This window comes from Leisingera sp. ANG-Vp (assembly GCF_000813725.1).
Classification (GTDB): Bacteria; Pseudomonadota; Alphaproteobacteria; order Rhodobacterales; family Rhodobacteraceae; genus Leisingera.
Genome location: NZ_JWLD01000065.1, coordinates 1 through 15,210, shown reverse-complemented (window position 1 = coordinate 15,210; position 15,210 = coordinate 1). Strand labels below are relative to the sequence as shown.

The 15,210-nt window shown below is 55.2% G+C and carries 13 protein-coding genes; 8 read left to right on the top strand and 5 right to left on the bottom strand.

Translation table 11 applies throughout. The annotated features are described in order from the left end of the window. Window positions 1-170 precede the first annotated feature (170 nt). From RA20_RS25510 to RA20_RS25500, 5 genes are all read right to left on the bottom strand, one after another. Entirely contained in the window at window positions 171-626 is a 456-nt protein-coding gene (locus RA20_RS25510) for a hypothetical protein (RefSeq protein ID WP_152618562.1), read from the bottom strand. Between the two features lie 367 nt (window positions 627-993). After that, window positions 994-1,959 (bottom strand): hypothetical protein, encoded by a 966-nt coding sequence (locus tag RA20_RS19150; protein ID WP_039132475.1) that lies wholly within the window; start codon window positions 1,957-1,959, stop codon window positions 994-996. Continuing rightward, window positions 1,956-3,971 (bottom strand): ORC-CDC6 family AAA ATPase, encoded by a 2,016-nt coding sequence (locus RA20_RS19145; protein WP_039132472.1) that lies wholly within the window; start codon window positions 3,969-3,971, stop codon window positions 1,956-1,958. The genes RA20_RS19150 and RA20_RS19145 overlap by 4 nt, the downstream gene beginning before the upstream one ends. A gap of 4 nt (window positions 3,972-3,975) precedes the next feature. Then, window positions 3,976-5,007 (bottom strand): phosphoribosyltransferase-like protein, encoded by a 1,032-nt coding sequence (locus RA20_RS25505; protein ID WP_152618561.1) that lies wholly within the window; start codon window positions 5,005-5,007, stop codon window positions 3,976-3,978. Between the two features lie 4 nt (window positions 5,008-5,011). Beyond that, window positions 5,012-6,403 (bottom strand): hypothetical protein, encoded by a 1,392-nt coding sequence (locus tag RA20_RS25500; RefSeq protein ID WP_152618560.1) that lies wholly within the window; start codon window positions 6,401-6,403, stop codon window positions 5,012-5,014. A gap of 656 nt (window positions 6,404-7,059) precedes the next feature. Between RA20_RS25500 and RA20_RS19140 the strand changes: the two genes are divergently transcribed. The 8 genes from RA20_RS19140 (at window position 7,060) to RA20_RS19105 (ending at window position 15,132) form a co-directional block, all read left to right on the top strand. After that, window positions 7,060-7,401: a hypothetical protein gene (locus RA20_RS19140; RefSeq protein WP_039132470.1), complete on the top strand. Its 342-nt coding sequence runs from the start codon at window positions 7,060-7,062 to the stop codon at window positions 7,399-7,401. A 9-nt stretch (window positions 7,402-7,410) separates the two neighbouring features. After that, window positions 7,411-8,136 carry a lysozyme gene (locus RA20_RS26005; protein WP_152618559.1) on the top strand — a complete coding sequence of 242 codons (726 nt, stop codon included), beginning with the start codon at window positions 7,411-7,413 and terminating at the stop codon, window positions 8,134-8,136. Continuing rightward, on the top strand, window positions 8,136-8,624 hold the full coding sequence (locus RA20_RS19130) for a bacteriophage spanin2 family protein (RefSeq protein ID WP_193748877.1): 489 nt from the start codon (window positions 8,136-8,138) through the stop codon (window positions 8,622-8,624). The genes RA20_RS26005 and RA20_RS19130 overlap by 1 nt, the downstream gene beginning before the upstream one ends. Window positions 8,625-8,692: 68 nt before the next feature. Then, complete coding sequence (locus RA20_RS19125) at window positions 8,693-9,253, top strand: terminase small subunit (protein WP_052249088.1); 561 nt, start codon at window positions 8,693-8,695, stop codon at window positions 9,251-9,253. Next, on the top strand, window positions 9,250-11,208 hold the full coding sequence (locus RA20_RS19120; protein WP_039132466.1) for a phage terminase large subunit family protein: 1,959 nt from the start codon (window positions 9,250-9,252) through the stop codon (window positions 11,206-11,208). The genes RA20_RS19125 and RA20_RS19120 overlap by 4 nt, the downstream gene beginning before the upstream one ends. 9 nt (window positions 11,209-11,217) lie before the next feature. Next, a complete protein-coding gene (locus RA20_RS19115; protein WP_039132464.1) occupies window positions 11,218-11,748 on the top strand; it encodes a hypothetical protein in 531 nt (176 codons plus the stop codon). Beyond that, window positions 11,745-13,364: a phage portal protein gene (locus RA20_RS19110; protein WP_052249083.1), complete on the top strand. Its 1,620-nt coding sequence runs from the start codon at window positions 11,745-11,747 to the stop codon at window positions 13,362-13,364. Before RA20_RS19115 ends, RA20_RS19110 begins: the two co-directional genes overlap by 4 nt. Continuing rightward, a complete protein-coding gene (locus tag RA20_RS19105) occupies window positions 13,291-15,132 on the top strand; it encodes a phage major capsid protein (protein WP_052249082.1) in 1,842 nt (613 codons plus the stop codon). Before RA20_RS19110 ends, RA20_RS19105 begins: the two co-directional genes overlap by 74 nt. Window positions 15,133-15,210 lie beyond the last annotated feature (78 nt).

Sequence of the window (15,210 nt, the reverse complement as noted above, 5' to 3'; positions counted from 1 at the left end):
GGTGCTAAGCGGCCATTGCGATGTCCGCCGGGAACGACGGACGGCGGGACATTCCAGCCATTCGCTGCAAGAGCAAAACCCTGTTCCTTGGCAGTGACAATCTGTCCTCGCCAAAGCCCGCTTTGCTGGCGCGCGGTCTGGCTGCTGGAGGTCCAGACACTTTGTAGTAGTTAGGTGGAAAACAGGAGGTCGCCGTATCCCCAAAGGACCGAGCCAAGTATGGCGGAAACAGTAATAAACCAGTTTACGACTTGGTTTACATCGTCGGCTGCTCCTGAAAGTGACCAATAGAATCCACCCGGAGCAACGTTTTTTCCTCGGGCAACTGCTCGCAGGCAATCGAGAGTTTCATTCGAGTTCCTAATGACAACTTCGCCAGCCCTGTAAAATGTCTCGTCCGAACCTTCGACTTTGTGCAATCTGTCGATTGGAAACCGTGTTGCAAGCCGATTCCATTCTTGGCCAGTCAAACGGATTTCTGCAATCAAGCTGGCACAGATCAAGATTGCTCCAGAAGCGGGTACTTTCCAATCAGTGAGGAGCGAAAAGAGGACCCAGCTATATCCAAGGATCATGGATATCCAGGCGCCCTTGGCGACCGCAAACCAGCTTTTTAACAATCCCATAGTAAGCTCATCATCCAAAGTTAGTGAAACATGTGTTGGAGTTCAGTACATCAACTTATAGTCGCATAGAAGGTAGGTGCGGTGTCTCAGAGCTCAGTACCTTCTATAGGCTCTCCGGCAAAGAGCTCATCATCAGGCATTCGAACGGCTGCAGCAGTGCCCGGAAAATCTACCGCTGATCTACAACGCAGTACTTCCTCAGCAGGAATGACCACAGCCTTTCGCCACAGCCCCAGGCAGCCGCACAACACGGTAGCCTCACAGAAGAGAAATTCGAATGCTCAGAAAGTGAGGCAAAATCGAAGTCGACGCTAACACACAATAATTTGCAGCAGCCAACGTTAACGTCCCTGCGAGGCTTCGGAAGCTAGAATACGATCGGGTAGCGCCAAATCCTACCAACCCCTTTTGAAGTCTCTTTACTATAGCGCCTCGGGAAAGGAAAGATAACGCTAGAAGCGGTATCAACAAGCTCACGAAGATAAAAAAGACCAAATCCAAGAGCCTGTGGTTTTGTAGCTAACGGACAGAGGTAGAAGTTTGTTATTCCACCGTTTCTCAGCTCTCTATGGTAAAGTTTTGAAGCGCTAGCTGCAACAAGGAACGGATCGTTCGCACTGCAAAACTGTTCGGTTCTGCCAGGAGGGTTTAACTCGTCTGTGTCCACACGATCTACGCGAATTAGGCTCTCTTGGTACATGTCGGCTGCCAAAGATGGCAAGCTCAAGAGTTGGAGCAGGCGAGCGCCCTCTTTAAAGCGAATAGCTTGCCCCATAAGCTGGTGATCATATCCGACACCTAGTAAGAGAACATCTTTGCTCGTGTCTGGAATATGGCTTCCTTCATACCCAGACACTTGACGCACATCTTGAATATCCTTCAGGGAAAAGCTTGTGTCGGCCCCCCGGGAATAACGCTCCGGTTCTGAATATAAGATGGTCAAAGATTTTGCTTTTTGGGTCTCAAAAAACTTCAGCAACATAAAAATATGCGGTCGCATAAAGCCCGTTATGTCGATGCAAATGTCCAAATTTGAAGGATCTGTGATTCCCGAGCTGTCAACTCCTTGGAGGATCAGTTCAGCTTCATTTTCTGGCAGCCCCTCGACTCTCTTGTCGGATGCGGGGATGACCCCCAAATCTACACCTGAATAATTGTACTCTGGCAAAATCCACCAGAATTTCTCCTTGGCCACCACTTCGTTAAAAACATATCTAACCCGCTCACTGTCATTAAAGGCGGAGATAAATACATCAATATTGTTCAAATCATCAAAGTTCGTTATTTTTTGCTTTGCATCAACCAAGTAAGCAAGTTCAGCACTTGAAATCACAGCAGAGTTCCTTGATTTGCATCAACTTTGAATATACCGCTCTCCAGCATTGGGTTGGTTCTTTTCTTGAACAGAACGCCAAGGTTTTCGCGCCTCTCCTCATCAAAGAGCGCGTTTGAGAAATCGTCATCCAGTTCAATGGTGCCACGACGTGCGTAAGACACGTCCCATTTGGGCGCCAACATTGGAACGAGCTGGTACTTGTAGCGTCGTTCTTCAGTGTTCTTGTCGCTACCTGAATGAGGGATGTGGATTAAGTAGGACCAGTTTTCTGCAGTTCTAAGCGTCTTTCGTGCGTTTTCAGTGAGCTCGCTTTCTCTAATACTAAAGGCAGACAAAGCGGGTTCAGAAGGTTTTGCGCTGTAGCGGACGGTCCTGAATAATCGAGCGATCGCCTCGACACTTAGCCTAACTGAAGCCGCATTAACTTCTGGCTGAGCATCCTCCCAAAACCATTGCGCACCATCCTTAATTCCATCTGTTTGTGATTCCTTGCTTATAACACCCCCTTCGAAAGGGTTTTCTCCTGCAAATGATGAGCGGCGGTAGATATGCTTGAGCAGCATTAAAAGGTTTCTGGGAATGCCCTGCGAGAGAGTAACGATCGTATCAAAACCACAATAGGCAACCGGCTGCCTTGCTTCCCGATATAGTTGGGCTAAGAGATCCGATTTGTAGTAGTCAAGCACACGAACGTGCTTCCCTCCCTTTGCTTTGTCACCAGATGTGTATGCTCTTGCACTTTCGGAAATTTCTTGTGCCGCGGCGATTGCGTCATTTGTCTCCCTCTTGGCACCTCTAAAAAATAGGAGCACACTAGCCTTTTCCACCAAGGGGTGATTCTCGCATTTCAGTCCTTCAATAATGTCATCAATTGCATTGGGTGTAATATTTGTTTTATTTGAAAGTGTGGACCGAAGTTTTTTAAAGTAAGGTCTCTCACGCCCCCCTTTGTCAGTCGATCCTAGTATTTTCAGGCACTCTGCAGCGTAATCGTTGGCTGGATCAACACTCTCAAATTCCTGCGAAAGATTTTGCTCTCTCTCAGTGGAACAATTGATTCCACTTTGATTCAAGCGCTTCGCTATAAGCTTTGTCGCAAAATTCCGATAAGCTGCCTCCCCGAGATCCCGCAGATGGTCATCAAGGTGTACTTCAACAAACTCCGATCCACGTTTAATCGGCTCTCCTTCGTTCATAGTGTCATTTGTAAGAATGCCATACAGTCTTGCTCCGACTTTGAACGTGACGTGGCCTTCGCGAAAGCGCATCAATGAATTGAAAAAGGTTTGTTGGAGCTCGCTAAAGTTTTCAACTTCATCTATCATGTAGCAAACTGTCGCACCCTTTATGTCTGGACAAGCTGAGCGGAAAGCTTCAGCCGTTCCGAAAATCAATCTCCCAGGAGAAAAGAGGATTTCCAGGTCTTCAAAGGTGTTTCTCAAAGCTGCATTGTTAGACCGATAGTCGACATCCTTGCGCAGCGCAGTTAGGTAGTCGGAGAATTCATCTATGTTTTGAAATTTTTCTGACACGTCGACATCAAAACATCCCCGAACTGAGGAGAGAAAAACCCCAGTGTCAAAAAACTGTTCTCCATCAACCTGATCTGAAAGTTGCTTCATCACCGCAAGAAAATGATGCACCAACCACATTTCGAAATAGTAGCCAAAAATACTTTGCCACTGTTCTCTCTCCAGCCTCTTTCCGAAAAATTTTTGTGCATTCAGAGCACCTGAATCCACATAAAGTCCGATGTAACCATCGCTCTTTATTGCGGAAACAAGATCTCCCTTGTACTTTCTCCGCCTTACTGAATGCGAACAATACCGGAGCAAGTGGGTTTTTCCACTTCCTTTGCCGCCCAACAAGCGCAAGGGCGTTGTTGATGTCGGTTCGAGAAGGCCGTTGACTAGTTCTTCATTGTCACCTTCAGCGTCCACATAGAGATCAAGGATTTCATCCGCGGTGAAGTGCGACGCCTTTGGGGTATCGAAGGGGTTTTGCATCATTGATCTAGTATCCGTACTTCCAGTGCCGTTGGAACGCAGGGTTCCAAGGAATTTTCGCTCCATGTTCAGGATGACCCCAGAATATCGGTAGCGTGTTGTCGGGTGTGTTATGCCCGAAGCCAAGGACAAGCTGGTTGTTGTCAAAGCCGCCTGGCAGCCCAGGCCAGAGCAGACTACCATAGTGCAAACATATTTGTCGCACGGTTTGAGGGCTGATGTCACTGGGATGATTTTTTAGGAATCTTGAACTCTCAGACAGAGCCCCAAATGTCTCGTCAAGCTCATAAATAGCACCAGAATTTCTTCCAAAGACAGTGTTTTCGCGTATAGCCTTCATCCCACCTTCGGTTCCAAACATGCAGTAGTAGTGGAAGCGGATGTTTCCATGCCCCGACATATCTATTATTTCTTCGAGTACGCTTTCAGAAAACTTCTTAGCGGTTTCACCAGAACCGCAAACGTCATCGATAAAAAAGTAGTCGGTTACGTTCGGAAAACGAATGGAGCGCGAGAATGCTCCACCCTCTGCACGCTCTGCCTTCACAATCTCCGAAGCGCCCATAAAGCGATCTTTTGACAAGGAGTTCTCTTGTCTAAAGAAGTAGAGTAGATGTGGGCCACTTTCTGATGGGTTTCCGATGCCTAATATTCTTGTTTGCTGTAGCAACCTATTGAATTCAGGTTCGATTGCATGCAAATCACGCGTATTTCCGAGTGCTTCCCGTGCACGCTGAACGAAAGGAACCACAATCATTTCTCGGTATAAGGCTTTAAGCAGCACCCTGACTTCACGACCTCCATAGTACATAAACTGGGAAAGCAAAAAAAGCGCGTGTAGTCTTTCGGTTTCCGGGCAGCAGCCCGATTTGCCATCAAAGTTGTCTAACCAACTTTGCACCTCCTTCCAACGAAGCTTATTCTCCCAAGATCGTGCGTTTAAAATTGTGATCCGGGATTTCAATGAACTAAAAGTATCTACAAGCTGGGCTGCTGGATGATCCTGATCGAACCCAAGCAGCTGGTCGATTTCGTCCAAAGAATTATGCCTTTTTAAAAACGGTGATTGTTTCGTGACTTATACTTGATGAAGTTGAGGCTCTCTTGGTTTGAAGACCTCTTGATACAATTTTGTCTCGTACTTCTAAAATTTTGACCCCTCCAGCATCTTCGAACAACTTTGCTGTAAAATTCGCTGTCGGGAAGTGTCGCCCGCAGATGGTATTGTCGGCCATTATCACGACTGCGTATCCGCCACCCTTTAAAGCCTTCATAATGTTTTCTGCAGCCTCCTTCATTTCTCGAAGAAAGACAGATGCTATGGCAGCGCGGGTTTGGTTGCTCTCGGAAATGGATCTGATGATTTTATCGGCTTCATCAATGGATGTTGGCTTGAGCTTCAGTGTCTCGGTTTTAGGAAGGTGTTCTCTACCCAATGTTTGATTTTCGATGGATTTCAATTGGGTAGACTTGACTTGGTCCAACCAACCCAGCGATAAGCTCGTGGCACGGACATATTTTTGCGCCCCAGCATAAGGTGGTGAGGTGATAACCATGTCAACTTCGCCATAATTCTTTCGTGTAGAAGGCCAGCCATCTCCAAGATTGAGTACGTTTTCTGATACCAGGTGCGTTTCACCCAATGAGTGAACTTCTGACAACCCTGAGATTTGACGCTTTGCCTTTTCAACGGTCTTTTCGAAACAGCTCCAAACTTCTTGAGCACTTGCAATGACGTCTACCGGTTCGCCGTTTACTTTTAATCTTACTGGGACTGAGAATCTTGGATTAGCTCTGCTAAGTTTCCGAGCGACAGAAGAAAAGCATACAAGCAGAAGAGCGCGGAGTTCTTCTGCTGGAACAGCTGAGATGGCATGTTTTAACTTAGAAAGGTGTGAACTGGTACCCTCGTTGTACCAGTAAGATAGATTTACAACGTCAGGATACGCGTCTGAACTGCAACTGAGATACGCCTTCGATACTTTTTTCATTGCGATGTCCACATCGCAAGGGGGGATGGCAGTGGTTTTGGACTTGGTTAATAATCTTGCGAATGGGTTTACATCACAATAGTAAGCGTCTCTCCCTGAGAGAACAGCTTCGAGGGCGACCGTCCCGGAACCAGAAAATGGATCTAGAACCACGCCATCACGAGGGCAGAGTACTTCATTTGCCAAGAAAAAGTGAGCTATCTGAGGAAGGAGCTTTGCTGGGTAGCTGTGCAGATAGTGGCTCGCGCGACTTCCTCCATATACCCACGGAACTAATTCTCTAAAGGATACTTCAAGAGGTTTGCCCGCCGATGAGCTATAGAGCTCCAGAAGCTCTGAAAGCGGAGCACTCGTGTCAGTAGGGAAGAACTTATTCGGTTGGAACTGAGCTGGGACAGCGCAATATGAAAAGCTGTCAATCCCATTCGATATCTCTTTATTCATTCGGTGGCAAAACCATCTATTAGTTCCCTTAATCGAATGGCGGCAAAGTAGTTCGAAGGCCTCTTCCGCACAGACTTTATCCGCAGTAGCTGGAAAAGTAAAAGGCGATCAGGTATTTAGTTAACACATTGAAATAAAACGATTTTGTAGCGCTCATTGCTTGCCGGAGGATGCCTGATGACCCTGGGGCACTGATCGCGCATTAGCAAGAGATGTAACGCAGAGTACTCTCTGGAGCTGCGAACCAATGGCACCCTACCTACCAGATAGGTGGCTCAACCGTTCCAGACTGTGCGCGAGTGGCTGAAACCGTCGCCTTTTGACCCATAGGAAACCTATTGTCCGGCTCGAACCGTAGTGCATGCTTCAATACAGAATGCAATCTTCTGTCGGATGAATGTTCCTTTTTCAATGTTTGGGTTACTCGTTGCGCGCAAGCAGCGAAGGTCGGCTTCCCGCCCATCGGGCCTGAAGCGACCGTTCTTTGTCGACCCCTTCGGATCCGCAGCGGACGGTCAAAAGTCCGGCGTGCCGCCAAAACGTCCTGTACGATCTGAAATTGCATCTTCTAACTCGGGCCACTGAGCGGAAATACCGCCAGAGGCTAACCTACACGTAATGCGCAATCTTGCTCAAAAATAAGCAAGGCCGCCGGAATGTCACAACCTATCATCAACAAAAGCATTTCGCTGGGTACCGTCCTGAGCCTGGCAACGATCCTCACGTCTCTTGCTTTCGCTTGGGGGCAGTTCAACACGCGTATGTCGGTGACTGAGGCCACAATCAAACGGCTCGAAGGGCAGGTCGTTGCGCTGGATGATTTCCAGCGGCTGGAAAACCAGATCGACAACATCAGCCCGCGGCTGCGTCAGGTCGAACAGCGCATCAGCGCCCAAGACGCGACGCTCGACCGTATTCTCGAAACCCTTGTCGACATTCGCGCCCGGTTGGACCGCAGGTCAGCCCCGGCGCCCAGTTTTTTCCCTGATAGCCAATAGGAGGCGGAATTGTCACTCATTCCTAATTGGAAAGCCGTTCTGGCCGGTTCGTGGTCGGTGCGTCTGATGGTGCTGGCCGCGCTGGTCTCGATGGCTGGCGTTTTCTTCAGCATGGTAACGGCCGCCCAGCTGGGCTGGAATCCGGTCTGGTTTGCGGTCGTGGCGTCAGTGATCAACGTTCTGGCCATTCCGGCGCGCCTGGTTGTGCAGACCAGGCTGACAATGCTGAAAAACTTTCTGACCGACACCAGCGGGGCGGTGCGGCGCCGAACCATGGGCGGCATGGCGACCGGTGCTGTGGTGATCGCAATGGCGACGCCCTTTATCGCCAAATGGGAGGGCGTGAAGACGGAAGCCTATCTCGATATCGTTGGTGTGCCGACCATCTGTTTCGGCGACACCAATGGGGTGCAGCTGGGCGACACAGCGACAATGGCAGAGTGCGTCGACCGGCTCGAGGAAGATGTTCAGACCTTCTACGCCGAAATCTCCCCGTGCATGACGAACAAGCACATTCCCATGGGCGTTCAGGCTTCCATGCTGGAACTGGCTTTCAATGTCGGTTCCGGGCCGGTGTGCCGGTCGACCATGATGCGAAAGGCCAATTCGGGCGACTACGTCGGCGCCTGCAATGAGTTGCGCCGCTGGGTCAAGGCCGGTGGCCAGCGTATCCGCGGCCTCGAGAACCGCCGCGCGGACAGTAAGCACGCCCTGTGCCTTGTAGGGCTAACTTAATGCACTGGCGGGTTTGTGTTCCCCTTTGCCTCGCCCTGGTGGCCTGCGGGTCGCCAGTTGGGCGCCTTGCCAGCCTTGGAGCAGGGGCGCCAAACGTGGCGGCCAATATCCAAGCGGGGCGCACAAACACGCAGACCGTCGGGCAGACGGTTATTACAGAGCAGAAGATCACCCGGCCGCAGGCTCGCACCATAGAGCAGAGCGCAGGCCGCACCAGCGTGCGCAGCGAAGCAGTGCAGACGGTTGTTGTGCAGGAGGATCCGCCGCCTTGGCTGCTGCTGGTCGCGCTGCTGGGCTGGCTGCTGCCAACCCCCGCGCAGATCGCTGCAAGCCTCGCCTCAGGCTTCAGCAGGGTAACAAAAATGGGTCCCTCCCCAGGGGGATCTCACGTGGGTAGGCCGAACCGCAGAAAATTATGTGTGCGTGCCGCCGGGGATAGGGGTTGTTTATTATATAGCCCGCGCAAGTCTCTGAAAGAAAACATCTAATCCGGTTCGGGATGTAAAAACACCTGCCTTGGCGCAGAGGCACGGCTTTCTATTCGTTGGGGGCGCAAGTGGCTGGAAAGAAAAAGAAATCCAAGGGAAGAGAAGTAAACCGCACCGAGCTTGCCGAAATCAACGGTGTCTCGCTGCCAACTATCGACGAATGGGTGCGCCGTGGTTGCCCGGTGGTGCAGCGCGGCGGCCGCGGCCGGGCGTGGATTTTCAACACTGCGGAGGTGCGCAGCTGGCGGGACGATGATATCCGGGCGCAGGCCAGCCACACCACAAACGCGAGCAAAGACGAGCTGCAGCTGCGTAAGCTGGCGGCCGAGACAGAACAGGCGGAACTTGATCTGGCAAAGGCGAAAGACGAGGTCGTGCCGGTTGAACAGTACGAGCGGGCACTGACGAAGGCCTTTGGCGAGGTGCGCGCAGGTATCCGCAATGTGCTTCCGCAGCGGGCAGCCCGCCGTCTCATGGGTGAGACCGAAGAGACCGCTTTCAAAGAAAAGATGCGTGAGGAAGTCGATCATGTGCTCGAGGCGCTGGCCGACCGGGATCTTGTGGAAGAAACCGACCTGTATCTCGATGACGGTGAGGACGGCGAGGCAGAAGGGGCGGACAGTGAGTGAACGCCCGGGCTGACTTCTCCAATGCTCGCGCGGTAGTCCGCGCGACCCGCCGCGCGCGGGAATTCCTGCGGCCGCCTCCGAACCTGCTGCCCTCAGAATGGGCTGAGGCCAATATCAGAATCCCGGTCGGCAATGCCGTGCCGGGGCCAATGCGGTTCGACAACGCCCCGTATCAGCGGGAAGTGATCGACATGACAGCGAACCCGCGGTGCGACCGTATCTCGCTGATGTGGGGCGCACAGGTTGGCAAAACGCAGACGGGCCTGGCGGCGCAAGCTTACCGGATCGGGTTCAACCCCGTTTCCCAAATGATGATGCAGCCCAGCCAGGGCGATTTGACCACATGGCTTGAGACCAAGTTCAATCCCATGGTCGAGGCGAACGAAGGACTGCAGGAGGTCCTGGCCAAGCCGCGCGGCCGGGATGGTGTGAACAATCAGCGCATGAAGAGTTACCCGGGCGGGTTTCTCATGTTCAGCTGGTCGGGTTCGCCGAAAACCATGCGCGGCCGGTCGGCGCCGTTCATCGTGTGCGACGAGACGGATGGCTATGACCGGACCAGCGAAGGGCACCCGGTCGGCCTGCTGTGGCAGCGGGCGGCAACCTTTGGCGACCAGAAACTCCTGTTCGAAATCAGTACTCCCACGATCAAGGGAGAGAGCTGGATCGAGACCGCATTTCTTGAAGGGGATCAGCGCCATTTCCATGTGGTTTGCCCGCACTGCGGCCATATCCAAACCCTGAAATGGCCGCAGGTGACCTGGTGCAAAGATGAGAATGGCGAGCACTTGCCGGAAACTGCCACCTATCTTTGCGAGGGCGACGGCTGCGGCACCGCCTGGAACGATGGCGAGCGCTGCGCGGCGATCCGCAACGCGGAGAAACAGGGCGGCGGCTGGATCGCAAAGAAGCCTTTCCGCGGCCATGCCTCTTACCATCTGTCCGAACTTTATAGCTGTTTCCGCTACCTGAAAGACATTGTGCAGTCCTTCTTGGACAAGAAGGCGGCAAACGATCTGCAGACCTTTGTGAATGTGTCGCTGGCGGAAACCTGGGAAGAAGAGGGCGACCAGCTCGAGTCGTCGGTGTTGATGGCGCGTGCCAAAGAATTCAAAGCGCCGGTGCCGATGGGTGCGGGTGTGCTGACGGCGGGCATCGACATGCAGAATGACCGGCTTGAAGTGGAAATCGTCGGCTGGGGGCTGGGCGAAGAGTCTTGGTCCGTCGACTACAAAGTCCTGTGGGGCGACCCGTTGCAGCAGGACGTATGGGACGAGCTGGACGAACTGCTTGCCGAGACCTGGGAGCATGAGAGCGGTGCCGAGCTGCGGATCTCTGCCGCGTGCCTGGACACTGGCGGCGAGGGCGGGCGGACGCAGGCGGCCTATGATTACGCCCGCAAACGGCTGGGCCGGAAGGTTTGGGCGATCAAAGGCGTGGGTGGCTGGGGGCGGCCGATTGTCACCCAGCCCAGCAAGGTCAAGCAGCGCGGGGTGCGCCCTGTCTGGCTGCATGCGATTGGCGTGGACGAGGCCAAAGTCGTTGTCGCCCAGTTCGCGCGGGTGCCTGAGCCGGGGCCAGGCCATTGCCACTTCCCCTTAGGCCGCGATCCGGCTTGGTATGACATGTTCACGGCCGAGACCTTGCGCACGAAGTATCTGAAGGGCTTTCCCATCCGGGAATGGCACAACGTCCGCCCGCGCAATGAGGCCTTTGACTGCCGGGTTTATGCCTATGCTGCACTACGGATCCTGCGGCCAAACATCAGGCGTCTGCTGAAAGGCCTGGAAGAGCAGGGCCAGGAAATCGAGCAGGAGATCGAACAGGAAGCCGAGGCCGGGGAAGAGGCTAGGGAAAATCCGCCAGAGGAAACAAGTCCACCCAGGGAAGAGACTGCAAAAAAGCGCCGCCGGTTCAAAACCAAAAAGCGAAGGCGGCGCCGCAGTCATGAATAGGGCAAAATCGTGGGCGCAATTCCTGCAGAAATTGGCGCGGGGGTAACCTTCCGGCAGACAGTGAGCCTGCCGGTTTACCCGGCGCCTGAGTGGTCCGTGTCCCTGATCATGCGGGGGCCCAGTCAAATTGACCTGGCAGGGACTGGCGAGGAGGAAAACCACGCGCTGCACGCATTGGCCAGTGCTACCGCTGATTGGAAGCCGGGCCATTACCGCTATGAACTGCGCGCGAGCAAAGGCGCCGACGTGATCACCGTGGAAGCCGGGGAGGTGCGGGTCGCACCGAACTTGTCAGCGCAAGTTGCAGGTTATGACGGGCGCGGCCATGTGCAGCGGGTTCTGGATGCCATCGAGGCGGTGATCGAGAACCGCGCGACCATCGACCAGCAAAGCTACCAGATCAACAACCGCTCGCTGCAGCGCACTCCGCTTGGCGAGCTCATGAAGCTGCGCGACCGGTACCGTGCCGAGCTGGCAAGTAAGAAAGCCGCCCGGAAAGGGCGGCGTCTCGGTCGCATGATCAAGGTGCGAATGAAATGATCCGAAATTGGTTCAGCAGAACGACACCGACAGCCGAGCCGGAACCGCAGCGCCGGGCGCCGCCCATGCTGTCGCCGCCTCGCCGCCGCGGCACACGCATGTTTCAGGCGGCTGAAACCGACCGTCTCACAAGCGGATGGACAAGCACACCCATGCCTGCGGATCAGATCATCCGCCGAAACTGGCGTGTTCTGGTGGCGCGCTCGCGGGAGCAATCCGCCAATAACGACTATGCCAAGGCCTTCAAGCGCAGTGCTAGGCGCAACCTGATTGGACAGCGCGGGTTTGTTTTGCAAGCTCAGGCGCGGGACGGAAAAGGCAAGTTAGATAGCGGGGCGAATACGGCCTTGGAACGCGCTTGGATTGACTGGTGCCGGGGGCGGAACTGCGATGTAAGGGGGCGCCGGTCTTTCCGGCAGATCCAGAAAACTCTGGTCAACGGCCTCTGCACTGACGGAGAATTCATGGTGCGGCTTGTCTATGGCCGCGATGCCGGGCCTTGGGGATTTGCGTTGCAGGTGCTGGACCCGGTTCTGTGTCCGGTAGACTTCGACGAGGACCGGCGGCCTGGCGGCGGCTTTATCCGAGCAGGTATCGAATACACAAAGCTTGGCCGCCCGGTTGCCTACTACTTCACAACGCTGGACCAGTCCCAGGCTGATTACCACTATTCCGGCCGGGCCTTTATCCGGGTGCCCGCTGACGAGATCGTCCATTGGTTCGAGGAGGAATTTGTCGGCCAGAAACGGGGCTTGCCCTGGATGGCGACTGCACTGTTGCGGATGCGGCAGCTGGGCGACTTCGAGAAAAGTGCGCTGAACAATGCCCGCGAAAGCGCCAAAAAGTTTGGTGTGATCGAATGGGCTGAAGGCTACGGCCCTGCCGACGATGAAGACGATGAAGATAGCGTAGACGGCGACGACGAGCTGCGTGAATTTGAAATCGACAGTGAGGATGGTGTCTATCAGGAATTGCCCATGGGCGCGCGCCTGAAAGGGACGCAAACCGCCTATCCAAATGGCGAAATGGCTGTCTTTTCCAAGCATCAGCTGCGCGGGATCGCAACCGGCCTGGGCGTGGCTTACAACGATCTGGCCAATGATCTTGAGGGTGTGAACCTGTCGAGCATCCGGCATGGCGTGCTGAGCGAGCGGGATCATTGGCAGGAACTGCAGGAAAGCCTGATCGAGGCCTTTGCCATTCCGGTTTATGAGCGCTGGCTCGAGGTGGCCCTCCTGCGGCAGCGGATCACCCTGGACAACGGCTCCGCACTTCCAGCGGCGAAACGGCAGAAGTTCCTGTCGGTGATGTTTCAGGCGCGCCGGTGGCAGTGGATCGACCCGGCGAAGGACGTGAAGGCCGACGCCGACGCTGTCGAGAACTTCTTCAAATCCCGCGGCCAGGTCATCCGAGAACGCGGCCGGGATCCGCGCGAAGTCTACGCAGAGATTGCGGGGGATATCGAAGACATGCGCGCAGCCAAAATCCCCGAAGAAATCATCATGGCGCTGATCACAGCAAAATCAAAAGGAGGGCAGGGCAATGGCCAAACAGCCAATCCAGAAGCCGGAGCCACCGGTGAAGGGGCCGACGAAGGAAGTAAGAACGGCAGCTGACCTGATCGGCCGCTCGCTGACCCGGGCACTGACAGCGGAGCAGATTAACGCGCGCGGTGAGGGCGGCGGGCTGCGGCGGATGGGCGAGGTGCGCGAGATCGACGAGGGCAAACGCACCGTCGAGCTGGCCTTTTCCAGCACCCAGCCGGTTCGCCGCTGGTTCGGCGAAGAAGTTCTTTCGCATGATGCGAGCGCGGTGAACCTCGAACGGCTGAACGACGGCGGCGCGCTGCTGCTGAGCCACGATTGGGACGATCAAATCGGCGTTGTCGAAAGCGCGCGTGTCGATGGTGATGGCGTCGGCCGGGCCGTGGTCCGCTTCGGACAGAGTGCCCGCGCCCAGGAAATCTTTCAGGACGTGGCCGACGGCATCCGGCGCCATGTGTCGGTTGGCTACAAGGTCCACACCATCAAGGAAGAGATCCGGGAAGGCCAGCCGAACTTGGTCACCGTGACCCGGTGGGAACCTTTTGAAATCTCAATCGTTGCTGTTCCGGCCGACCCTAGCGTCGGCGTGGGGCGAGAAATGGAAATTCCGCCAGAGGGCGGCGAGACCGCAGGCGGGCAGACTGCGGGGGAAGATGCAGGCGCGGGGGACCAGTCCGCGGGCAATCAGCAAAGGGACAACAAGATGCATGAGATCATCACCCGCGATGCGCAAGGCAACAAGGTCCGCGCACAAGTGGATGAAAACGGCGATATCGTCAAAGTGCTCGAGGTGCTGGAACGTACCGATGGCGGTGCAGGGGGCGGCGCAAGCTCCGGCGGTGACGGTGGCGGTCAGAGCGAGGTGGCGCTCGTGGAGCGTGGGCGTGAACAAGAGCGCACCCGTGTACGCGAGCTGAACGAGTTGGGTGCCGAGTATGGTGCCCCGGAACTGGCCCAGCGGATGATTGCGGAGGGTCGTGGCGTTCAGGAAATGCGCGACGGCTTGCTCGATCATCTGCACCAGCGCAGCATCGAAAACCGCCAGATCACCGAGCGCTCCGGCATTGGCCTTACTGATGGCGAGGCCGACCAGTTTTCGTTTCTGCGTGCTATCCGGGCTCTTGCAAACCCCGCCGACCGTGCGGCCCAGGAAGCTGCGGCCTTTGAATTTGAAGCGTCCGACGCTGCCGCTGAAGCTCTGGGCCGGGATGCGCAGGGTATCATGGTGCCAACGGATGTACTGATGCGTGCTCCGCTTAACACCGGCAGCGGCGGTGCCACCCCGGCAGACACTGGCGGTAATGCAATTGCAAATCCGCTGCTGACGCAAAGCTTTATCCAGATGCTCCGCAACCGGACCATCCTGCTGCAACTGGCTACCCCGCTTATGGGGCTGGTGGGCAATCCGGATATTCCGACGCAGGAGGGTGGTGCCACCGGCTACTGGATCGGCGAAGACGATGAGGCGACCGAGGATCTGCTGAGCCTGGGGCAGCGTCAGTTCTCGCCGAAGACCGTTGCGGCTTATTCGGAGATCACCCGTCGCACGCTGAAGCAATCCAGTCTGGATATGGAAGCGCTTGTCCGCAGTGACCTTGCGCTCGCTCTGGGCACCTCGCTCGACTATGACGGCTTTTATGGTCCGGGAACCGGCGACCGGCCGCTTGGCATTGCAAACACCAATGGCGTGAACGTGGTGGACTTCGGCGGGGCGGGGTTGGGGGGGGGGGCAGCCGTGCCGGCCTGGGGGGGGGGGGTCCAGAGGGGGAGGGGCATTGGTGCGGGCGAAGCGGGTGGGGAACCGGAGGGCTCCGGGGAAAAACCCCAAGCGGGGGGGTAACTTCAAAGGGGCCCGGAAGTTTGAAGGCCCCAATGGGGGCCGGCCCGGGTAAGCGGACACACCCGGGAAGGCGTACCG